General features: G+C 46.0%; 9 protein-coding genes and 1 tRNA gene. 5 read left to right on the top strand and 5 right to left on the bottom strand.

The window, feature by feature from the left end; translation table 11 throughout:
• The 4 genes from EGI32_RS13310 to EGI32_RS13295 form a co-directional block, all read right to left on the bottom strand.
• Window positions 1-125: GIY-YIG nuclease family protein (locus EGI32_RS13310; protein ID WP_255155853.1), on the bottom strand; the 125-nt coding region annotated here is incomplete at its 3' end.
• A gap of 159 nt (window positions 126-284) precedes the next feature.
• Window positions 285-359, bottom strand: a tRNA-Val gene (locus tag EGI32_RS13305).
• Window positions 360-529: 170 nt separating this feature from the next.
• Window positions 530-2917, bottom strand: coding sequence for a TonB-dependent receptor (locus tag EGI32_RS13300; protein ID WP_255155852.1), 2388 nt, complete (start codon window positions 2915-2917; stop codon window positions 530-532).
• A 218-nt stretch (window positions 2918-3135) separates the two neighbouring features.
• The gene (locus EGI32_RS13295) at window positions 3136-3465 is read right to left on the bottom strand and encodes a hypothetical protein (RefSeq protein WP_255155851.1); all 330 of its coding nucleotides are present in this window, start codon (window positions 3463-3465) and stop codon (window positions 3136-3138) included.
• A 224-nt stretch (window positions 3466-3689) separates the two neighbouring features.
• On the opposite strand from EGI32_RS13295, the gene EGI32_RS13290 reads away from it, so the two are divergent.
• The 4 genes from EGI32_RS13290 to EGI32_RS13275 all read left to right on the top strand — a co-directional run bounded on the left by EGI32_RS13290 (window position 3690) and on the right by EGI32_RS13275 (window position 16811).
• A complete protein-coding gene (locus EGI32_RS13290; RefSeq protein WP_255155850.1) occupies window positions 3690-6164 on the top strand; it encodes a TonB-dependent receptor in 2475 nt (824 codons plus the stop codon).
• A 481-nt stretch (window positions 6165-6645) separates the two neighbouring features.
• The gene (locus EGI32_RS13285; protein ID WP_255155849.1) at window positions 6646-9099 is read left to right on the top strand and encodes a T9SS type A sorting domain-containing protein; all 2454 of its coding nucleotides are present in this window, start codon (window positions 6646-6648) and stop codon (window positions 9097-9099) included.
• Window positions 9100-9150: 51 nt separating this feature from the next.
• A complete protein-coding gene (locus EGI32_RS13280) occupies window positions 9151-15207 on the top strand; it encodes a hypothetical protein (RefSeq protein WP_255155848.1) in 6057 nt (2018 codons plus the stop codon).
• Window positions 15208-15698: 491 nt separating this feature from the next.
• Complete coding sequence (locus EGI32_RS13275; RefSeq protein WP_255155847.1) at window positions 15699-16811, top strand: T9SS type A sorting domain-containing protein; 1113 nt, start codon at window positions 15699-15701, stop codon at window positions 16809-16811.
• Between the two features lie 322 nt (window positions 16812-17133).
• Here the strand turns inward: EGI32_RS13275 and EGI32_RS13270 are convergent, their stop codons facing one another.
• Complete coding sequence (locus tag EGI32_RS13270; protein WP_255155846.1) at window positions 17134-17283, bottom strand: hypothetical protein; 150 nt, start codon at window positions 17281-17283, stop codon at window positions 17134-17136.
• Window positions 17284-17316: 33 nt separating this feature from the next.
• Here EGI32_RS13270 and EGI32_RS13265 point away from each other — a divergent pair, with 33 nt between their 5' ends.
• Window positions 17317-24492: a GEVED domain-containing protein gene (locus tag EGI32_RS13265; protein ID WP_255155845.1), complete on the top strand. Its 7176-nt coding sequence runs from the start codon at window positions 17317-17319 to the stop codon at window positions 24490-24492.
• The last annotated feature ends 460 nt before the right edge of the window (window positions 24493-24952 follow it).

Here is a 24952-nt window from a genome sequence, read left to right as displayed (position 1 = left end):
CGACCACCGGTAAATCCTTTATGATTTGAATTGTGTTTGGCAAGACGATTAGCAAGAAGATCGCTGGTGTGTCCTATATAAAATTTATCAAGGGAGGAAGAGTATAAAGTATAAAAATAAAACATGACAGTCTTGTGAATTAAAGCCCGCAATATGTGAAGCTATTGATGGTATCACGAGGCTCGAACTGCGGATTCTCCCGTATTAAAATGCGGGGCGCCCTTAAACCTCTGGGTTAAATTATATAGCACTAAAAAAAGCCCCACAATCTGTGAGGCTTTTAGTGGGAGTTCGCGGGCTCGAACCGCGGACCCTCTGCTTGTAAGGCAGATGCTCTAAACCAACTGAGCTAAACTCCCTTTTTCATTTTCGGATTGCAAAGATAAGGGTAAATTATTCACTGCAAAATTTTTATGCAAAGTTTTTTTATTTTTTTTTCTGAAACCACAGAGGTAAAGGAGTTGTTTCACAGAGTAACGTGGAGTTTGAAAGCCTCTCTTTGTTACTCTGTGAAATAACCCTGTGGTGATTACTTCCAGTCGAAACTCAATGGCACATTCACTTTCACACTGAAATTCCTTCCCATGTTATACACGCCCGTTCTTCCTGTTGCCAGGTTTTCAGGGCCATATTTCAGCCTGCTGAGATGGTTCTGGTAAGCTACATCGCCCAGGTTGATGCCACTCAGGCTGATACTGAAAATGGTCTTATTGTTCTTTGTCGTTACATCCGTACCTATTCCCGCATTCAACAAAGTGTAGCCCTTGCTGGCCGTTTCGGTATTGAAAGCGGTGAAAGCATCATTTTGTGCAAATGTATTGTCAATCTCAAATTTCAGATATGCATTCCGCAAAACATTTGATAGCTTGTTGAAAGATGCCCTGAACTCTGTCGATAATTTAGCTGCCGGGATGAAGGGCAGGTACTTCGTGCCTTCTATCGGTTCCTTCAATCTTCCGCTTACATAAGAAAAGGTGTTGAGCACATGCAGCCAGTCGAGTGGGTGGGGATGAATGTCCAGTGTCGCTTCCAGTCCCGCCAATGCCGCTTTGCGCTGATCAAATTTGAAGGCATCCAGTTCTTCGCCATCAACATTGACGGTAGAATCGCCGCCGCCCACATTTTCCAGTTTTTTGTAAAAAATAAAATTATTGAAGGCGTTGTAAAATGCTGATATGCCTAAAGATACATGCTCTGTAGCATAGGTAGCTCCTCCATCGATCTGCAGGCTCGTTTCACTTTTCAGGTTGCGGTCGCCATATTCGTAGCGGATAGTTCCTTCGTGAGCCCCGTTAGACGCCAGCTCAGGAATGCTTGGTGCCCTGAAAGCCCTTGCTACATTGAATTTCAGGTTTAGTTTATCAGTAACATCCGCAGCCAGCCCCAGGCTTCCCGAAACATTGGAGAATGATTTTTTGAACGCATCACCTTTTACATCCGTCCCATCCATCAGGTTTTTCACATCTACATTCCTGGTATCATAGCGCAGCCCGCCACTTACCGTTACTTTCCGGATCGTTTTTTTACTGTAAACATATGTACCAAAATCAAACAGGTCGTAATCCGGTATCAATTGCTCCACCCCCTGGTTCTTATTATTCTGCTGCATCCCATTCACCCCGATAGAAGTTTTCCAGCCATTTTTTTCTGCAAAATGAAACTGCCCGGTGTAGGTGATGGTTTTTAAATTGAAGAACAAAGCTCTTTCAGAAAGATCATCAATGTTGCCGAACTCTTCCCGCCTGTTTTGCTGAAACCCGATATTGAAAGTGAGATTGTTTTTTCCGAATTTGATATTGTTGTCGGTAGCGATCTTGAAATGCCTGATATGCTGAAAAGGAATCTGCGGCGTGGTACTTTTAAAATCGGCATCGGTAGCCCTTGTTTCACCACCGCCTGCAACGGGTTTGATAAAATAACCATCTTCATCGCGTTCGCCTTCCACCAGTCCTGCGGTAAGATCGAAATTGCTCACTAATACATGGCTGTAACCCCAGTTGCCATTGTATCCCACATAACCACCTAAATTATTTTCTTTGAATTTTGAATTGAAAACATAACCGTCGTATTTATTCTTATAATCCGCGGCAGCTTTGTTGGAAGAATAGATATTCCAGTTGAACCCGTTTTTATTACCGCCGATATTGGCGTTGAGAGAGCGGAGCCTGTTGTTGCTCTGGTAATTGCTGCTGATATTAGCTTTGATCGTATTTGCCGGAACGGGAACGTTGGTGATGATATTTACCACACCTGCCAATGCATCACTTCCGTAAATGATGGAAGCCGGCCCTTTCAATACTTCAATTTTATTGACGCTTGCCTCATCCACTTCAATGCCATGCTCATCGCCCCATTGCTGGCCTTCCTGGCGTACGCCATCGTTGATGGTAAGTACGCGGTTGTAACTAAGTCCGCGGATAACCGGCTTGCTGATGGCAGGGCCGGTAGCCAATGTAGTCACACCGCCGATCTTCGTCAGGGATTCAATGATATTGGTAGAAGTGTTCTGAAAGAAATCTTTGCTGCGCAACACTTCTACAGAAAACGGAACTTTTTTGGTTTGTGTGGCGCCGGTTACACCCGTTACCACCACGGCATTGTTTTCTATCACGGCTTCGCCGAGAATAAAATCTTTCCTTGTATCGCCGCTGATCATCACCGTTTCTACAATGGTGCTGTAACCGATATGAGAAATTTCCACCAGATGGCTCCCTTCAGAAATGTTGCGAAAGGTGAAATTACCGGCTGAATTGGTGCTGCTACCGGTTTTGAGGTCTGAAATATAAATAGTAGCACCTTCAATAGCAGCGCCGGTTTTGGCATCTGTTATCTTGCCTGAAAATGTTCCCTGCAAAACGTTTGCGAAAGAGGTTTGGGTTATGATGGTGATGATGATGAGAATCAGTATTTTTTTCATGAGTGAATGTGTGAATGAGTGAATGAGTCAATAGTGAATAGTGAATAGTCAATAGTCAAACCATTGAAGTATGTTACTTGATTGGAAGAGCATACTTTAAGAGTTTCAAAAGTCAAAACATCGGTTTATATATAAACTTTGAAGGTTTGACTATTGACTATTCACTATTGACTAAACATAGCCGATTGCGGAAGCAATGCCACAATCAATTTTAATGCTTAAAGAAAAAAAGAAACCGGTGGTCCCCGGCCGGCGGAAGTGGTGCCGATAGAAGTAATGAGCATCTGTGGATGCTGAAAAATTCCCGTGATGACCACAGGAGGTGGTACGATGTCAAACGACTGACAGGCAAAATCCTTATCCTTTGCGAAATCAAAATCGCAGATAGGGCAGGGATGCGTTACCGTTGAAATGGAGTAATGGCCGACGTCTTTTTTTACCAGGTATTCATGCGTATGGCTGCTTTTGATAACCTGCACCGCTATGAACAACAGCAGGAAAAGTGCTGCCGCCGATTGCCTGATCAATATATGTGTCTTGTTTGCCAACAGGGCAAAGGTAGATGTTTTTGCAACATAGTGACAAAAAAAAGTTGAAGGTTGAAGGTTGAAGGTTGAAAGTTGATTCTTCAGCTTTGAACCTTCAACCTTCAACCTTCAACCTTCAACTTTCAACGAATAACCTTTCATCAACCCAAACACCCACTTGACTATATAATTGTCATGGAAATGTAACAAGGAATATACATTTGCATCCAAATACAAAAATTAACATGCAAAAGTTTACCCTCGTGCTCCTATGTTTCCTGTTTACAGTCGTAGCGAAAGCACAAAAGATCAACGGTTCCGTTAAAGATGAGAATGGAAAAGCAAAAAAAGGAGTGACCGTTTCCTTATTACGTTCTAAAGATTCGTCCGTAGTAAAATATGCCCCCACCAATGAAAATGGCGGGTTTGAATTCAACAATATCACGGCCGGCGAATACCGTGTGAGTACCAGCCACGTGGGATACACCCCCTTTATTTCTTCAGCTGTAACGGTTGGAAATGATGATGTTGCCGTACCAGCGATCAACCTCAGAAAACAATCTGCGGATCTGGCTGCTGTAACTGTTACTTCCAAAAAACCGATCGTGGAAGTGAAAGCCGATAAGATGATCGTGAACGTGGAAGGTACTACCAACGCGGTTGGAAACGATGCATTGGAATTGCTCCGCAAATCGCCGGGGGTAATGGTGGATAAAGACGATAACCTCAGCCTTAGCGGTAAGAACGGTGTACAGGTTTATATCGATGGTAAGCCAAGCCCGCTGAGCGGACAAGACCTTGCGAACTACCTGAAATCCCTGCAGTCTGCCCAGATAGAATCTTTTGAGATCATCACCAACCCATCTGCAAAATATGAAGCGGCCGGTAATGCAGGTATCATCAACATCCGGTTGAAAAAGAATAAATCTTATGGTACCAATGGTTCTATCAACGGTGGTTACAACATCGGCACCTACGCTAAATACAATGGTGGGATCTCATTGAACAACCGTAACAAATACACCAACATTTTTGGTAACTACAATTACAACCAGGGTATTTATGCCAATAGTATGCAGATGTACAGGACGCAGGCTGACTCTACATTTGACCAGGTGAATAAAATGAAATCCTACAACAAGGGACATAATTTCAAAGCGGGTGCAGATTATTTCCTGAATGCAAAAAGTACCATCGGCGTGGTGATCAACGGGAATATTTCCGATAATCATTTCATGAGCAATGGGCCTACTTACATAGGAGCGCAAAATACCGGACAATTGGTAAAAGTATTGGAAGCGAGCAGCGATAATAAGATGAAACGTTCCAATGTGAATTTCAACGGTAACTACCGCTATGCAAAACCAGGTGGCAGCGAATTGAATATCGACGCGGATTACGGCTTCTTCAATTTGCGCAGCAACCAGTTTCAGCCCAACGTTTATTATTCGTTACCGACGCATACTTTTTTGTATGCAAACGTATATAATATGATTGCGCCAACGAATATCGATATCGCTTCACTCAAAGTGGATTACGAACAGAATTTCAAGCAGGGTAAGCTGAGTTATGGAGGTAAAATAGGCTATGTGAAAACAGACAATGATTTCGGTCGTTACAATGTAAATGGCCTCACGCCAGCAAGTCCGCAGGTATTGGATACCGGCCGCAGCAACCGTTTTGTGTACAAAGAAAATATCAATGCCGGATATGTGAACTACAACCGTGCATTCAAGGGGTTCATGTTACAGGCTGGTTTGCGTATTGAAAATACAGATTCTAAAGGAGCTTCAACCGGTACGCAATGGAACCCACAGAGCGGAAAATTTGATATGCCTTTCGATTCGAGCATCCACCGCAACTACACGGATTTCTTTCCGAGTGCGGCGATCACTTTCAACAAGAATCCTAAGAGCATGTTCAACATCACCTACAGCCGCCGTATCGACAGGCCTGCTTACCAGGATCTGAACCCGTTCGAATTCAAGCTGAACGATTATACCTACATGAAAGGGAATACCCAGTTGAAACCACAGTATACCAACAGTTTCGGCATCACACATACTTACATGTACAAACTGAACACTACGTTGAACTACAGCCATGTAAAAGATATTTTTGCACAGATACCTGATACCACGGAAAGTTCAAAAGCATTCATGACGAAGAAAAATCTTGCCACGCAGGATATCATCAGCCTGAATGTCAGCTATCCTTTTTCTTACAAATGGTATAGTTTCTTTGTTAACATGAACTCTTACTATTCTTTGTACAAGGCAGATTTTGGCGGTGGCGATCGTAAGATCAACCAGGACGTTTTTGCATTGAGTTATTACATGCAGAATAGTTTCAAGCTGGGTAAAGGCTTCACGGCGGAGATCAGCGGTTTCTACAACTCACCTGCCATCTGGCAGGGTGTGTTCAAATCAAAAGCGATGTATAGTGTAGACGGAGGCCTGGCCAAAACATTGTTCAAAGGAAAAGCGAATGTGAAAACAACCGTAAGTGATATTTTCCACACATTGAAATGGAGTGGCGAAACCAACTTCACGGGTACATACGGCAGGGCCAGCGGACGTTGGGAGAGCCGTCAATTCAAGATCAACTTCAGCTACCGCTTCGGTAACAGCCAGGTGAAAGCAGCCCGTCAGCGTAAGAATTCGATCGACGAAGAGAATAAGAGGACACAGAGCAGTGGAAACGGACCGGGGGGAAATTAGAAATCAGGAATATTAAATAAAAGAATAAGGAAGCAGGGAACCCCGCAAAATGCGGGGTTCTTTTTTTTGTGTACTTCCCATACTTCATTTTGCTTTATTCTCTTATGTCTTGTTTGATCTTTCTAATCTAAAAAATGGTCATTCTTTGCACATTCCCGAACTGATTACAAAGAAAGATCCAAGGCGAAAAATTGCACTGAATTAGTTGCAAAACATTGATAATTCTTGAGTTTAATACACTTTAACAAAATCAATTGATATTTATCAGCTTAAAAGTATTTCACCTGATTAGGTTATAAATGATTGAAATATAAATTATTATATATTGTTGTTTGATATTTATCAAACTTTTTTTTCCATGTACTTATAATTTAAGCGAACGATAATCCGTTAACACCCCTGTAGTAATTTTTCGATTGGCTTATCATAATATGTCCATTGAAAAAAAACGGTTCAATATCTAACAGCTGAAAATAAATGCATGAGAAAACCCTTATCTGAACTAACTGTTCTGTTTTTCAGAAATATTATCCGTGTATGTGCGATAGTCCTGTTTACTTTTTTATTAAGTACAAAGACGCTGGCGCAGGCACCGGTAGACCCCGGTTCCATAATCGGTAAAGTGGTTTGTGGTTACCAGGGTTGGTTTACCGCTACAGGCGACGAATCGCCGATCGATCGCTGGACACACTGGGCACCCGGCAATGCACCGCAACCAGGTGTTGCCCCGAATCCCAATCCCAACCTGACTTTCGAAGCATATCCCGATCTCTCATTATACAATCCATCAAGTTTATTCCAGACCAATTTAGGCGCTCATGGAGACGGAACAGCTGCGAAGCTGTTTTCGGCATATAAGGAAGATGTGACTGATAAACATTTTCAACTGATGCAGCAGCAAGGTATTGATGGCGTTGCATTTCAGCGTTTCATCTGGGAAGTGTTGATCGATCCTGCGTTTAAGGCTAACCGCGATAGCATCGCGGTACATGTGCGTAAATCGGCAGAAAAATACAGCCGGATGTTTTACCTCGTGTATGACCTCAGCGGACTGGGAAATGTGCCGGGCACCGACCAGGAAAGGTTTGACGCTATCAAGGCAGACTGGACAAATAACATGCTGGGGAATCTTCAGTTCACCTCATCGCCGATGTATGCAAAACAAGGCGGCAAACCTGTTGTGCAGATATGGGGGATCGGTTACAACCACATCATCGGTTCGGCCGCGATACAAAAAGACCTGATCGACTGGTTCAAAGCGCAGGGCTGTTACGTGATAGCCGGTACACCTACAGGCTGGAGAACGAACAGCGGTGCATCCAATGCCAACTGGACTAATACTTACAAAGCGGCGAATATGATCTCGCCATGGAGTGTTGGTGCATACAGCAACCAGACGACGATCGATAATTTCAAGACAAATTTCCTCGTGCCCGATCTGGCTTATTGCAATACTAACGGTATGGCCTACCAGCCGGTGATCTTCCCCGGGTTTGCATGGTCCAACTGGAACGGCGGCGCTAAAAATCAGATGTCGAGGAACAAAGGGGAGTTCATGTGGAGACAGGCCACCAACCTGCAATCCATGGGCATCAGTACTGTTGAGGTAGCCATGTTTGATGAATACGATGAAGCTACTGCTATCATGCCGATGGCGGATGGTTATGATATGATCCCGACCAATCAGTATTTTTTGACAACGAGTGCCGACGGGGCTTACCTGTCATCAGATTTTTACCTGCGGCTGACTTCAAAAGTTTCCAAAATGCTGAAAGGAATTGAAGCGCCTACAACGAATGTGACGATCCCGTTTTCTATCGGGCCTACATTTTTCCGCACCAGCAATGAAACAGACATCGATGCACAGCCAACATGGGTGAGCACTACGGATATCAAGAACAATGTTTTCAATTACGGTGCCAACACCGGTAATCCAACATGTGCGGTGGTGGCGGCAAACCCACGCCGTGGCTCTTCCGCATTGCGTGTACGCGGAAGAGATAACAGCACTACCAATTCCAATGCGTATTTCAGGGTGTATGATGTAAACATCCCGGTTGACTTGTATACAACTTTAAATTTCTGGACTTATCCTGAAAATGCCTTTGGCAGGTTCGTATCGCTCGATCTGTTGTTTACTGATGGTACTTACCTCCGCAACATCGCTGGCGCAACGGATACCAATGGTGTGTCCATGCATCCGGCTACGGGTAGGGGAACAGTTGGTACCTGGAATAAAAACACATCAAAGATCGGTACCTGGTGCAATGGTAAGATCATCGACAGGATAATGGTAGGGTACGACCAGGCTGCAGGCACCGGGGATTTCAGCGCATACATCGACGATATTTCTGTCAACCAATCCTATTTTGTTTTGCCTGTAAGGCTTATTTCATTCACTGCAAAACAAACCGGCAGGGATGTGCTGCTTCAGTGGAAAACCGCTACTGAAGACAATCTGCGTGCTCATGAAATTCAGCGCAGCACGGATGGTATCAATTTCACAACAATAAAAACAATACAACCGCAGGGCCGGCTTTCAAACATATACGACCTCACTGATGCAGACCCTTCGTCCGGAGGAACAAAAGGCGGAAAATATTATTACCGTTTAAAAACTGTGGGCAACGATGGTAAAAATAATTACAGCAATGTAGAAGTAGTAAGTTTCGGGCAGTCGGCCACTTTCGTATTGCAGCTATATCCCAATCCTTTCAAAGAAGCGTTATCCGTTACCGTTAGTGCAAAAGAAAATGGTAAGATGTCTTTGATGCTGATGGATGCAACGGGTAAAACGATGTTGGAAAAGGTTTATTCAGTACAGAAAGGGATCACCACATTAAGCCTGAACAAGCTGCGTGATCTTGCCAATGGCATCTACTTCCTGAAAGTGAGCATGAACAATGCATCCGAAACATTTACCATAGAAAAATAACAGCACTTATCCTATCCAATACTAATCCAGGCAAAAAACAACACTGACAAAATGAAACAAAAAACTACACTTTCCAAATTAGCATATATGCTACTGGTATTGCTGTTCAGCATATCAACGGCTTCTGCTACCACGTATTATTCCGGGGGGAATACTGCCGCAAGTGCAACGGCAAACTGGTGGGTGAATACCAATGGTACTGGTGCTCATCCTTCAAACTTTACATCAGGTGCCGATGTTTTCATCATCCAGAGCGGCCACGCCATGACCATGGCAGCCCACTGGAGTATTGCCGGAAGCCTCACCATCAATTCCGGCGGGTCCCTGACAAGTTCAGGCACTTATACTATTTCCATCGCAAAGACCACGACTATCAATGGCAGCCTGGTCCTTGGCGGATCAGGTACAAAAACATTTACCGGAAATATCAGCATCGGCAGCACCGGTGTATGGAACGAGACTTCATCACAGGCAGTCGCTATCGCAGGTAACCTGGATAACGACGGTACCTTTACCGCACATACCGGCACACATACATTCACTGTCGCGTCCAAAACATTCGACGGTAATTCCCCGATCTCTATTCCGAATGTTGTCATCAACGCAACCCGTACGAACAATACCACCTTGACTGTTTCAACGGCATTGAGCGGATCCAGCACATTGACCAACGCTTCCGGCGCCATATTGAATATCGGGGGTACTGCCACCATTACAGGGCTTACCGCAACGGCTGCCAATAACCTGGTGAACTATTATGCGAACGGTTCGCAGACCATGAAGTCAACTACTTATAATAATTTAACTGTTTCGGGCAGCGGACCCAAAAGTACTGCTGTAACGGTCAACAATACTCTTTCGCTGGAAGGCACTGCCACCATATCTTCTGCTCCCACTTACGGAAGCTCGGCTACACTGGAATACGATGGGGCAAGCGCCCGCACCGTTGGTAGCGAATTCCCTGCAAGCCTTACAGCCAGCGGTGGATTGGTGGTAAACAGTACGGGGCTGATCACTATTAATGCATCAAAATCAGTATCAAAATTAACCGTTGGGGCGGGTGGTTTATTAACGACGAGTAATGCTGCGGGCCAGACATTTGCCGTAACCACTACTACCACGCTTAACGGTAAATTTACCGTAGCCGGAAATGGTACAAAAACATTTACAGGCGATATGATCGTTAACAATGGCGGCGAACTGGAAATTGTGAACAGCAGCGAAACCATTTTCATGAATGGAAACCTCACAGTCAACAATGGTGGTACATTTTCGCATAACGTAAACTACGCCAGTGCCAATTATCTTCAGTTGAATGGGAACATGGATATCAACGGAACGTATGACTACAGCGGTTTTACACCAGCCATATGGATGAACGCCGGTGGCGGCTTCAATGCCAGGACGATCAATACGGGCAACACGGCATTATGGTTCTTACTATTGCGCACGGGTAATTTTTCTGCCAGCGGAAATGTTACTGTCGATGGCCCTTTTTATGCGGCATGGAATAATCCTACCGGAACATTTCACACCGCGGGGCAGAATGTGGTGTCCAACACCGTATTGGTAAATGCAGGTGGGATCCTTGATATAAATGGTGGTACATTGACTGCCAATGCGGGGGGGATCTTAACGGGTAACACTGTTGGTGGTGGCACAGGAACAGTTACCATGAGCGCGGGTACATTGACCGCCACAGGTATCAGCATGGGGCTCACCGGAAGTTACAATGCAACCTTCACGCAGAGTGGTGGTACTATAACTACAGCAGGATTGACGATCAATGCCGGAAGTACTTACAATTGTTTATCAGGAACACCTGCACTCACGGTAAATGGTGATCTCAACAACAGCGGATCATTCATAACTACCGCAGGATCGCCCGTGATCAACATTGCCGGCACACTCAATAATATGACCGGTGCAACTTTCACCAATGGAGCATCCTCATCGCCTTATCTGATGGCATGGGGCAGTATTGTAAATGCGGGTACATTTACACCCGCCGCAAGCGCGAATTACAATATCAAAGGGAACTGGACGAATAATAATTCCTGCGTTTCAATCGGAGGGAATATAACTTTCAGCGGCACCACCAACCAGACCATCAGTGGCAGCGCATCCACCACTTTCAACAACCTTATCATCAACCCGGATCCCGGGGTTACAGTAAATATTGTTACCAATAACATCAGTATATTAAATGATCTCTCGGTAACAGCAGGCACATTTGACCTGGGCGCATTTACAGCGAACAGGACTTTAGCAGGGGGGACCTTAACGGTAGGGGTCAATGCCACGTTGAAACTATCCGGTAGTACAGGTGGCAGGGGAGCATCGAACTTTCCGAATAATTTCAGCACCAATACATTGAATGCCGCAAGTACGATTGAGTACAATGGACCAGCTGCACAAACAGTATACGGGACCACTTACGGAAACCTCGTGCTTACAAATAACTCGGTAAAAACACTGGGTGCCGCGGCTTCCATCACAGGAAGCGTAACGGTCAACAGCAATGCTACTTATGATCTTTCCACGTTTACATCCAACCGGACTGCAGGCTCGGGCACATTCAACGTAAACTCAAATGCTACATTGAAACTCGCTGCTTCATCAGGCGGACAAACGGGAAGTAATTTTCCATCAGGCTTCACGGTATTCAATTTGGATCCGGCAAGCACAGTGGAATACAATGCCGGCAATACAGTTAACCAGACGGTGTATGCGCCTGTAACTTACGGCAACCTTGTATTGACCAACGCTACCGGAAGCGGTAGTTCTGTAAAAACACTTACAGCAAATATCACTGGTGTTGCGGGCAACCTCACGGTAAACCCTTATGTCACTTTCGACCAGGCAACGTTCAATACAACAAGGGTTTCGGTGGGTGGAACATTAACGCTCAATGCCAATTCGGTTTTGATCCTGGGTAAAACAGGTGTCGCTTTCCCGGTCAATTTCAGCACTGTTGCGCTCGATGCAGCAAGCACTGTAGAATACGACGGAGCGGCCACACCGCAAACCATTTTTACCACTACTTACGGCCATCTTATACTCAATAACCCTACACCGGCAACTACTTCTGTGAAATCCCTTGCAGGTAATATCAGTGTTGCGGGAAACCTTACGTTGACCGGTCCGGCTACGTTTGATATGGGTACCAACACAGCCAACCGTACTGCTGCAGGAGGCACATTAAGCATGGCGGCAACATCCATCATGAATGTTTCGGGCACCAGCGGCGGACAGGCAGGAAGCAATTTTCCGCTAAACTTCAGCACGATGACATTGAATGCCACTTCAACAGTAAACTACAATGCTGCCAGCGGCACTACACAAACTGTATATGGTGGGGCAACTTATGGTAACCTTACCCTTACAAACGGTACGGGTAGTGGTACATCCGGTAAAATTCTCACTGCAAACGTAACTGGTATCGGCGGTAACCTGCAGGTAAACAGCAATACCACATTCGACCTGGTAACCTTTACGGCCAACCGCACTTCGGGAACAGGAACAATGACAGTAGGATCGAATTCGATCATAAAACTCGGGGCCACATCCGGCGGACAGACAGGAAGTAATTTTCCATCAGGCTTTACCACCTTCAGCTTTGCTGCATCCAGTACTACCCAGTACGATGCACCTAACGGTACCGTGCAAACGATTTTTGCAGCGCCACTTTACGGCAATCTCATATTAACCAACAAAACCGCTACCGCCAATGCTACAAAGAATTTGTCGGCCAACCTCACCGGCATTGCCGGAAACCTGACCGTTGCAACGTATACTACATTCGATCAACTAACGTATACGTCTAACCGGTCTGTGGCAGGCGGTACATTCAGCCTTGCGGCAAACGGGGTTCACCGTATTTCGGGAACAAGCGGCGGCGCATGCGCAAACAATAATTACCCTGCTAATTTCAGCACAGTCACCCTTGATCCTGCGAGCACAACAGAATATTATGGCAGCGGGCAGGATATATGCAGCACACCACTGTATGGCAACCTTACGCTTTCATCTGCGGGTACAAAAACAGCCTCTTCAGGCACCACGCGTATCAGGGGCAATTTCGTAAATAACAGCCCGAGCGTGTTCGCTCACAATGATGGTACCATCAGCATGGAAGGAAGCGGCAACCAGAACTTTGCAGGCGTAGGATATTTCAATTTGTCTTTCAGCAATGGGGGTACTAAAACTTTATCAGCTGCCGGCTCTGTGGCAAAAGAACTGAATGTAGGCACTTCCACAACAGTAGCGTTGTCTAACAGTAACCTGACCATGCGCTCTACAGCAACCCGTACAGCCAACATCGCTGTTATTCCTTCGGGGGCATCGTTTACTTATGGCACCGGCAGGTTTGTAGTAGAACGTTATATCAATACAGGCACCGGCATCGGCCAGCACGCCAAATCATGGCAGCTGGTTTCAACTCCTGCTTACGGGCAATCGATCTACAGCACATGGCAGGAGGGTGGCGCCACACCTGCAGGATACGGAACATGGATCACCGGTCCGGGCGTAGGGGTGGACGCGTACAGCGCAGGGCCTTCATTGAAATATTATGATCCCGCTACTGATTATTACATAGGTGTGGCCAATACTTCTTCCAACATCGAAAGGCCGGCAGGATATTTCCTGTATGTTCGTGGTGATCGTGCCACTACTGCTACCACCGGGCCTGCAGTGCCTACCACTTTGAGGACGACAGGAAAGATCTATCAGCCTAATGACCCACCTGCGGCAGTAGCCGTACCGAAAGGAAAATATCAGTCTGTCGGCAACCCTTATGCTTCCGCGATCGACCTGGATTATCTAAAAACGAATGGGGCTTTCTGGAATATAAATCGTGATGTGATCGTGTGGGATCCTACCACCGGCGGTTCTTATGGTTTTGGTGTATGGCAAACCTTATCGGCGGCTAACAACTACGAGCCAACGATCGGTAGCAGTGTGCCCACCAGCATGTATCCCGCAGGCGTGTCGTCGCCCTACATCCAGAGCGGACAGGCATTTTTTGTGCACAGTGCCAATGGGGCAACTGTAAACGGAAGTTTTTCTTTTGGAGAAAATGCCAAAGTGAGCAGCAGCAGGCTCGTAACCCGTGGACAGGGGAATGATGACCGCTATTTCTTCCGTGCAGGATTGTACAGCTCAGGAAATATCGCAGACGGTAATGCCGTGGCATTCGGTGAAGAGTTTGGTAACGCCATTGATGCAGATGATGCATTGAAGATACCTAACAGCGGAGAAAATTTCAGCCTGATGAGGACAGGACAAAACCTGTCAGTTGAAGCAAGGGCGGTGTTGAATACCGGTTCGGATACCATCTTCTATAATATTACCAATCTGCGCCAGCAGGCTTACCAGTTGAAATTTGCGCCTAAGAATATGCCGGCCGCTATCACCGCATTCCTGGTGGATCGTTTCCTGGCTTCCAGCACAGCCTTGAGTATTACGGATTCGAGCACGGTTGATTTTACCGTGACATCTGCACCGGCTTCTTATGCGGCCAACAGGTTTTATGTCGTCTTCAAACCGCTTACGGTATTGCCTGTAACGATCACCAGCATCGAAGCGGAACGCAGGACGGATAAAACGATTGAAGTGAAATGGAAAGTAGAGAACGAGATCAATATCGCTACTTATACGGTAGAACGCAGCAGCGATGGTCGTTTTTTTGCAGGAATTTCAACTATCGCCGCAACGAATCTTTTCGCTTACCTCCAGGTCGATACCAAACCATTGATCACCGATAATTATTATCGTATCAAAATAGTATCCGGCAATGGCAAGATAACTTACAGCTCCATCGTGAAAGTGGCATCAAAGATCAGCACCGGTTCTATCAGCGTATATCCGAACCCGGTAGAAGATAAGACGGCTCAACTGGTTTTCACCGGGCAGGAACAGGGTACTTATAGTATACAGTTCAGCAATGTAGCCGGGCAGGTCATCGCATCCACTAAAGTAAAAGTAACCGCAAGTAATGTAGTGGTGCCGGTACAGTTGCCAGCCAATACTGCCGCGGGCATCTACCAGATGAAAGTGGCGAAAGAGAACGGGAAGGGAGTTACCAGCCAGGTTGTAGTGAATTAAAAATTACGAATTACGAATTAAGAATGAAATGCAGTGTGTGGGATGGGTAACTTTCTTACATGCTGCATTTTTTATGGATAAGTTATAATGTTTAACCGCTGTAAAGGGCTAAGGCCGCTGACCAGGTAAACCCTAAACCCTAAACCCTGATCCCTAAACCCTGATCCCTAAACCCTGATCCCTGAACCATTTTGTAGTTAAATTTCTAACTACCTGTAAGCTTATATTTAGCCACCTGTAAGCTTATATTTAGCGCTTTATAGTTATGTTTTTATTGATTATTCTCAAACAAAAATTTATTGTCCACATTCAAAAATATTTTTGTTGTAAACCAATCTTTTAACTGATTTGCGGATAATTACCTGTAAAATTTACATACTATAATATTTAAGCGTCCGTTTCTTACATGGGATATTATACATAAAGGCTTCTATCCAAGGCTTTTGGTATAACAAACAAAAAACAATCTAGAAAAACAAACCTTTAATCTGATGAAAAACCTTTACCCTGCAAAAGCTGCGATCCGCAGCCTCATCGTAATTGCACTGCTGTGTATGAATACGATTGCAAATGCCTACCAAAAAATGACCACCAACTTTTACATTATTCCTGCAACCGGCGCACCCGTGCTCATGGATGGGAACATGACCATTTATGACAATCAATACAGCAATGGTGTTGACTGGCACGACGGTACCAAAATGAACAACTCCGGCGAAAACTGGGGCCTTATCAGGGAAGGTGTGAGCCTGGTGGTTGAACGCCGTCAACTGGTAACTGTAGCCGATACCGCATTTTTGAATATGTGGGGAATGCAGCAGCGCAACTATCGCTTCGAGGTGAAACTCACTTATTTTGATGAAACAGTGTTGACTGCCTGTGTTTGGGATGCCTACCTGCGCAAGATCACCCCGGTGAGCTTTACACAAACCACCAATGTTGATTTCACTGTGGATGCTAACCCTGCTTCAAAAGCAGCAGGCAGGTTCAGGATATATTATATGACTCCGCTGGCATACACTGTTTTTGTAAATTCAGTCAACCTGGTTTTACCGGTTACATTTACGGGTGTAAATGCTTCAAGGAATAAAGAAGATATCCAGGTAAGCTGGGCAGTGGAAAATGAGATCAACATCGATAACTACAGTGTGGAAGTGTCTGCCGACGGCCGTAGCTTCAAATCACTGGATTACGTAGCTCCTTTGAACACGACCGTTTCACACAGTTACTCTTACAAAGAAATCAATGCCGGAAAAGCGGTTCGTTACTATCGTATCAAATCAATTTCTATCGGGGGCAAAACAGGATATAGCAATATCGCCAAAGTAGCAGCAGTATCCGAACAGGCATCCCTCAATATCTATCCTAACCCGGTTACCAACAAGAAAGCACAACTGCAATGGAACAACCTGGTGGCATCCGAATACAAGGCATCGCTCATCTATCCAAACGGAAAAATGCAGCAGCTTAACAGTATCAGGGTACCGGCAGGGCAAAGCACTTCCACGCTCCAGTTGCCTTATGAAGCCACACCGGGCACTTACCAGTTAAGGCTTATAAATGGTTCAAATACAGTGATTGTAAAAACGATCGTACTACTATAACCCAGGTAAATAAAATCAAAAAATGGCAGCCGGTTGGCTGCCATTTTTTTGTAAAAAACGGGTTGTAGTAAAATTTCTACTCGTTAAAAGTTATCCACATATTGTTTATTAAATAAATGATAATCAGTGATTTATTTATCGTCATTTATTTGATTTTTAAAAAAGTTTTTGATAAGTTTTGATTTTAATATTTAACTAGTAATTTTACGGCTCGGTAGGATAAAACTACGCGGAACAAACCTCCAACCATCTTTTGTAAAATCCCCTCATTCCACATTTCTATCAGATGCCAGTCCGGCTTTATTGAACGTCCCTAACCGTCTCAATTAACGCTTACCTTTTCCAGATCCCCCATACGGTACACGCCATGTATACCTGTAAGTGCTGAAATACCATACAAGAGTTTTCCATTGTAGTCATCGCATTCGTGCAACAACATATTCGATCCTCCCATCCTCTGCAATAACCTCATGCTTATTTTATCAACAGGATTAAAATTAAAATTATGAGGATTTTTTACTTAGCGATTATTGCAATCCTTTTTGCAACAACGGGCTTCGCACAAACTCAGACAGTTACCTACACAACTACAGGTCAGCAGACCTGGACAGCGCCATGTGGGGTTACTTCCATCACAGTGGAATGCTGGGGTGGCGGTGGTGCCGGCGGTGGGGCTACTAACGGCGGAACATCCACCGGGTCAGGTGGTGCCGGCGGCGCTTATTCCCGCAAGACCATTGCAGTGGTAGCAGGAACAACCTACACGCTGAATGTTGGTGCCGGAGGAACAGGAGCAAACATTACGGGTACCAACCCGGGTGGCGCTTCCTGGTTTTCCAGCACTTCAACTGTAGCTGCATCCGGCGGTGCCGGCGGAAACAGGAATGGCGGTGCTGCCGGCCTTGGAAGTACAACAGGTTGTGTGGGGGATGTATTTTATAAAGGTGGGGATGGTATCGTTGGCGTGGCTGCTTACGGCGGCGCGGCTGGCGGTGGCGCGGGATCAACCGGCAACGGTGGAAATGCTACGACTACCGCTGCTGGTATCGGAACAGCAAACGGAGGAGGTAACGGTGGTGGAAGGCAAACAGCCAACGCGAACGGAAACAACGGCGTGCAGTTTGGCGGCGGTGGCGGTGGCGCCCGCAGAACATCTGCAACAAGGAATGGTGGCGACGGAGCTCCGGGTAAAGTGGTGATCACGTACACAGGGCTGCCAGGCTACTGTGCCCCGGGTGTAAACCAGGATATACAGCCGATCAGCCTTGTAAATTTTTCAAATATCAATAATGCTACTTCAGCTACTATCAATGGTAACGGCATTCCGGCCCTTGAACAGTTTTGCGATATTACCGGGAATGTTACTCAGGGTACAACTTATCCTATCACTGTAAAAGGTAATACCGGCGACTACTGGTTCATTTTCTGGTTCAGGTTCACGGATTATTACACCGCTTTCATCGATTGGAACCAGGATGGTGATTTTGGCGATGCGAATGAAAGGGTAGAGATCGGGTCCATCTACAGTTCTGATGGAACGGATGCTAAAAGCGCCACAACAAATATTACCGTACCGGCAACGGCTACACTCGGCAAAACCAAAATGAGGATCGTAAAAAATTACGACCAGGTAATAGCAGATGCATGTACCGATGTTACCTATGGCCAGATAGAGGATTATATTTTAAATATCACTTCTTCGTGTACAGCTTCCGTGGCTCCAACATTGGTTACCGCATCAGCAACCACCGTTTGTTCGGGTACGCAGGTAACACTGAAACAAACGGGCGGAACACTTGCCAACGGATATAAATGGCATTGGTACAGCGGAAGCTGCGGCGGCACAGCAGTAGGCGTTTCTACAGCAGCGGATGCCACGTTTACTTTCACTCCAACCGGTACAGCTACTTATTATGTAAGGGCCGAAGAAGGTTGTACCGTTAATTCAGCATGTAACACGACAGGATTAACCGTAACGGTAAACAATGCACCAACCATTACTTATACTTCAGGAAACACTTCTCAAAACCCTTGTATCAACGGTACCTTCGGAAATATAGTTTATACCGTAGGTGGTGGTGCAACCGGCGCTGTACTTTCCGGTGCGCCCAACGGGATAACCGGTGCTTACAATGCCGTTAACAAGCAGTTCACCATTTCAGGGTCGGCTGTACAAAGTGGTACATTCAACTACACGGTTACTACTACCGGCGCAGTAAGCCCATGCGTTAATGCTACATTAGGCGGAGCGATCGTAGTGGCACCGGCACCTACCTCGATCACTTACAGCACGGCATCGCCGATCTATTGCACCAATACGCCGATCGCTTCAAACAGCCCGGCCTATACAGGCGGCCAGCCAACCAGCTACAACATTACCCCGGCGCTTCCTGCGGGCTTAAGCATAGATGTTGTTACAGGGATCATCAGCGGTACCCCTGCTGCGGTATCTGCTGCAACCAATTATACCATCACTGCCTCCAATTCATGCGGTTTCACCACCGGTACAGTAAATATTCAGACTACCTCAGGTGCGAATCTGTTTACTGTTTCACCTAACGGCAACAGCTCCTATTGCGCCGGTGGAAGTGGTGTTCAGATCACCCTTCCAGGTTCGCAGACAGGTGTTGTATACCAGCTTTACAGGGGGGCAACACCGGTAGGTTCAACAGTGGCCGGAACAGGCAGTGCAATCAGCTTCGGCAACCAGACGGTGGCCGGAACTTACACTATCCGCGGAACGATCGGCACTTGTTCAACTACCATGACCGGGCAGGCAGTGATCGCTGTTACGCCCGTTCCAACAACAACATTCACTTTCCCTTCCTATTCTTATTGCGGAGTGGGTACAGCTACACCAACCATCACCGGCGCCCCTCAGACGGGTACTTTCAGCGCATCACCTGCAGGGCTGAGCATAAATACAGCTACAGGCGTTATCGATCTTGGTGCCAGCACACCTGGTACCTACAGCATCACTTATACCGTAGCTGCGGCAGGAGGATGTTCTGTATATAATTATACCAATCCAACGGCATTTAAAGTGAATTCGTCCCCGGTAGTATTTGATGTGTTTGGTGGCGGAAGCTATTGCAGCGGGGGAACAGGTGTTGAGATAGGCCTTTCCGGATCACAGACTGGTGTTAATTACCAGCTGATCAGGAGCGCATCTGTAATTGCCACCCTTCCTGGAACAGGAACTGATATCAGCTTCGGCAACCAGACGGTAGCCGGTACATATACCATCAAAGCCATTACAGCAGCTTCGCCAAACTGCGAAGCCCTGATGAACGGATCTGCTGTGGTAACAGTAAATGCCTTGCCATCTGCCATCAGCGTAACCCCGGTTACAAAAACCTTATGTCAGAATACCATACAATCACTGGAAGCTTCTTATGCTCCTCCCGGAACCAGCAGCAGCAACACTTCTGAGGCTTCAGGAACGATCAACTATACCATTCCCGATAATGATGAACTTGGAACATCCAGTACCTTGCGTGTAACAGGTGTTCCTGCGGGCGCAACGATCACGAGCATTGTTGTAAATTTTTCAGCAACCCATAGTTATGTTGGCGATATGGTATTGAACCTGAAAGGCCCGAACGGTAAAGTACTGAACCTGGCCAACAGGATCGGTGGCGGTGGAAATAATTTCACCAATACCAACATATCAAGTATCGCAGCTACTTCCATCACAACAGCTGCTGCGCCTTTTACCGGAACGTATGCTCCACAGGCAGCCAACAGCGTAGCAGGTGCAACGATCGTTACCAGCAATATTTCCAATGCAACAACATTTGGTGACCTGTATGGCGCTTCATCCAGCACCGCCAACGGTAACTGGACACTCAGTGCCCGTGATAAGGATCTCTTTTACGGAGGAACCTTAAAGAACTGGTCGATCACCATCAACTATACTTATATCAACAACCCGGTAACAGTTACCTGGAGCCCGGCTACTGATCTCTATACCAACCCTGGTGCAACGATCGCTTATGTAGCAGGTGCCAATGCATCAACCGTGTATGCAAAACCATCTGCTGCAGGTACAGTTGTTTACACCGCTACTTTGAAAAATGGCAGCGGTTGCCAGACCACCGCTACCAGCACGCTCAACGTGTCAGCATCACCCACCATCAATGTTAGTGCGGATTATTGCAGCGTACCTGGTAAAGTGAGGATCACCGCAACTTCAACCGTACCGGTTCCGGCAAATAGCTGGACTTGGAGCGGTGGATTGACAGGAACAAACAGCACTACCAGCAGCTATATCGATGTTGTAACAGCCGGAACTTATTACGTTTCTGCACAATCAACAGCAAACGGATGCCCTGGTACAGGTGTGATGAGCATCGCACAGGAACTGATCGTAAACGGTGACTTTGAAAGCGGAAACACTTCTTTCACTTCAGATTACACTTACAGGAGCAATGCTACCGCAAACAGTATCACTGCTGCCGGTCAGTATTCAGTGCACAATGATCCCAACTTTTTAAACAGCAACTTCTGGGGACCTGATCACACTACCGCCACCGGCGAAGGAAATTTCCTGATTGCCAATGGTACGGCCAATACAAAAGTGTGGAAACAAACCGTTACTGTAATTCCAAATACAGATTATTATTTCTCTGCTTATGGTGTGAGCCTGAACGACAATGGTAACTATGCACGTCTTCAGTTCCAGATCAATGGAACACTGCTGCCAAGCATAGGTCAGCCGGGTGCCAAGGATCCGAATAATAACCCGGGTACATGGGTACGTTTCTCCGGTACCTGGAACTCCGGCAGCAATACCAGCGTGGAAGTAGCTATCGTGGATCTGAGGACCGTTAACGGTACAGGAAATGATTTCGGAATTGATGATATATCATTCGGTACATTATCCACTTTCCTTAACCTCAGCAGCGCAACAGGTTCGGATAATCAATCAGGGCTTTGCGTAGGCACGCCGATAGCAGATATCACCTATGAAGTGGGTGGCGATGGTAACTCACCGGTATTGACAGGTACATTGCCTCCGGGCGTAACCGCCTTCTGGAATGGCCGCACATACAAATTAAGCGGTACGCCAACTGCAGGTGGAACGTTCAACTATACACTTACTTCTACAGGATGTAATCCTAAAGTAAAAAGCGGAACGATCGTGATCAACCAGGCTTCAGACGCGGGAGTTGTTCCGGCTATTGCTTCAGCATGTTATAATACTGCAGGTTCCATATCCACCACTTCAAGCGTTGGTACTGTACAAAAATGGCAGTCATCTGTTGACGGTTTAAACTGGACAAATGAAAGCGGTAGCACCACAACCTTCAATTATCCTGCGCTTACCCAGGCAACTTTTTACAGGGTGATCGTTAAGAATGCTTCTTGTGTAGCCGATACTTCATCCATCATTAAAGTGGGTATCAAAAACATGTGGACAGGAAATACTGATGCTGAGTGGACCAATACTTCCAACTGGAGCGATGAAACAATTCCTTCAGCTACATGTCCTTCAGTGATCATCCCGGTAGTAAATTCAGGTATCTATCCTGCTATCACATCCGGTACAACCGATGTGGTGAACATCGACGTAAAGACAGGCGCTTCATTGACCATCCACGGAGGTACATTAAGGGTATCAGGTACTATCACAAGTATCGGTGGCATCGACGCCAAAGATGGCACGATCGTCCTGAACGGTACTTCTACTCAAACCATCGCGGGAGCTAACCTGAAAGATAAAACAGTAAAGAATCTTACCATTGAAAATAACGTGTCACTCACACCATCATCGGTTGATACATTGAAGATCAGTGGTACACTTGGTTTTGGTAATGCAAGCGGTAAAACATTCGCCGCAGGTACCAACAACGTGGTGTTACTTTCTTCAAGAACCAATACAGCGAATGTGCCAAACATCGGCAACAATAGCATCACCGGTTCTAAATTCACTGTAGAACGTTATGTAAATACCGGTGTGGCAACAGCAGGTAACCCATTGGCCCATGGCCGTGCATGGCAGTTGCTGTCTGTTCCTACAAACACTACACAAACCATCCACAATGCATGGCAGGAAGGACAGGCAACCAACGCCGATAACCTGAAAGGGTATGGTACATTGCTGAACGGCCCGCTGGCACAGGGAGGTTACGATAACAACTCAGCCGGTACTTATATCAAATCTTATATTCCTGGCGCTGACCAGTGGACACTGGGCAACGGTACCAATGCACCGATTGCTACGAAGAGGGGCTGGATGACCTTTGTAATGGGCGACCGCAGCAGCAATGCTACCAACAGCAAGCCTACAGTATTGCGCACAACAGGTGCATTGTTTACCGGAACGCAACCAACCCTCACCGTTACCGCCGGCAGGTATGAAGTGATCGGTAACCCGTATGCATCGGAGATCGATCTGCGTGAACTGATCAAACCATCCAACAACCTTACACAACAGGTGTACGTATGGGATCCGTCACTGGGCGCAGGTTTCGGCTTTGGCCGCTACAGGACGCTGACTTTTGAAGATGGTGATTATTACACCATCCCGGCTTCAGCTAACTATCCTGAAATCTCTAATATGATTCAGTCAGGACAAGCCTTCTTTGTAAAATCAAATGGACTTGTGCCATCGTCAGTAACATTTACCGAAGATGTTAAATCAAATGGCAGCCAGGTGGTAACAAGGGGAGGAACTTCTACCGCAGAAAAATTAAGGATCGACCTGGCTATCGCACAAGGTGGAACAACCACTTTGCTGGATGGTGCAATCGCTTTCTTTAAAAATGAATACAGCATAAATGCTGATGAAACAGATGGTGCCAAACTGCTCAACTCAGGTGAAAATGCAGGTTTCAAAACAGGAGGTAAATATCTTTCTGTAGACCGCCGCCCGTCACCGGTAAATGCAGATACGTTGTTTGTAGAAATGACCGGTATGAAAGTGCAGTCTTACAGCTGGGCAATAACCACTGCCAACATGAACAAACCGGGTCGCAACGCATGGTTGCTCGATAATTTCCTTGGAACAAGGACACCATTGTCACTCGATGGGATCACCAACGTAAACTTCGATATCACTTCAAATGCGGCATCATCAGCAGCCAACAGGTTCAGTATCGTATTCAGCAAGATCGCCGGTCCGCTGCCGGTAACCTTCACAGGCATCTCTGCTACCCGCAATACTGACAGGAGCATCGCAGTGAAATGGTCTGTAGAAAATGAGATCAATCTCGATAAATATACCGTTGAACGCAGCGCTGATGGTGTGAACTTCACTGGTATCATTACCGCAGATGTAACCAACAGCCGCAATTATGGTAAGAACGATCTCAGCCCATTGGCGCAGGATAACTACTACCGCATCAAAGCTACCAGCAGCAACGGCCAGGTACAATACAGTGCCATCGTAAAAGTTGCGCCGATAGCAGTAACAATACCTGCATCGATCAGCGTTTACCCTAACCCGGTAGAAGACAAAACAATGAACCTGTCGTTTGTTAACCAGGCATCCGGAACCTATCAGCTTCAGTTGATCAACGATCTTGGCCAGGTGATGTACAGCGGTTCTGTAAAAGTAACAGGTAACAACGATCGCAAGCAGGTAAAACTGCAGACCATCAAAGCCACCGGCAGGTACACCCTGAAAGTGGTTGCAGAAGATGGCACAGCAAGCTCAATACAGTTGCTGGTTCAATAAGCCCTATTAGTCCCCTAGAATATGCATGAATCATTGAGGCACCCATTGGGGTGCCTCTTTTTAATCGCAGATATCCCGACGTTGTCGGGATGAGGGATTAAAGGGATTTCACAGATTTTTTTCGTTTTAGGCCCGAGCCCGTGGCGCGGGCTGCGTAGTTGATGGGGGATTAAATAGATTTCGCAGATTTTTTCAGGGTAGGTTGTTTTTTATTTTGGAATGTTGTGAAATGCGAGGGAAGGGAACCACAGATTAAAAAAAAGATGAAGGGAATTACGCGGATTGTTTTTGCTGGTGCAAAATGAAAATGCAGTTCATAATTTAATTCAACATCTTACAAACTGCATTTTTATTTTTTACGAAGTTAAAAGTAATCTGTGCAATCCCCTTCATCCCTTTGAAATCTGTGATCCCCTTTCTCCTTTTTAATCTGCGATTCATTTTTCCCTTATCGCATTCG

Origin of the sequence: Ferruginibacter sp. HRS2-29, assembly GCF_024343615.1 — a bacterium.
GTDB lineage: Bacteria > Bacteroidota > Bacteroidia > Chitinophagales > Chitinophagaceae > Ferruginibacter.
Note: the sequence above shows the minus strand (reverse complement) of the source record. Positions and strands in the feature narration are given on the sequence as shown.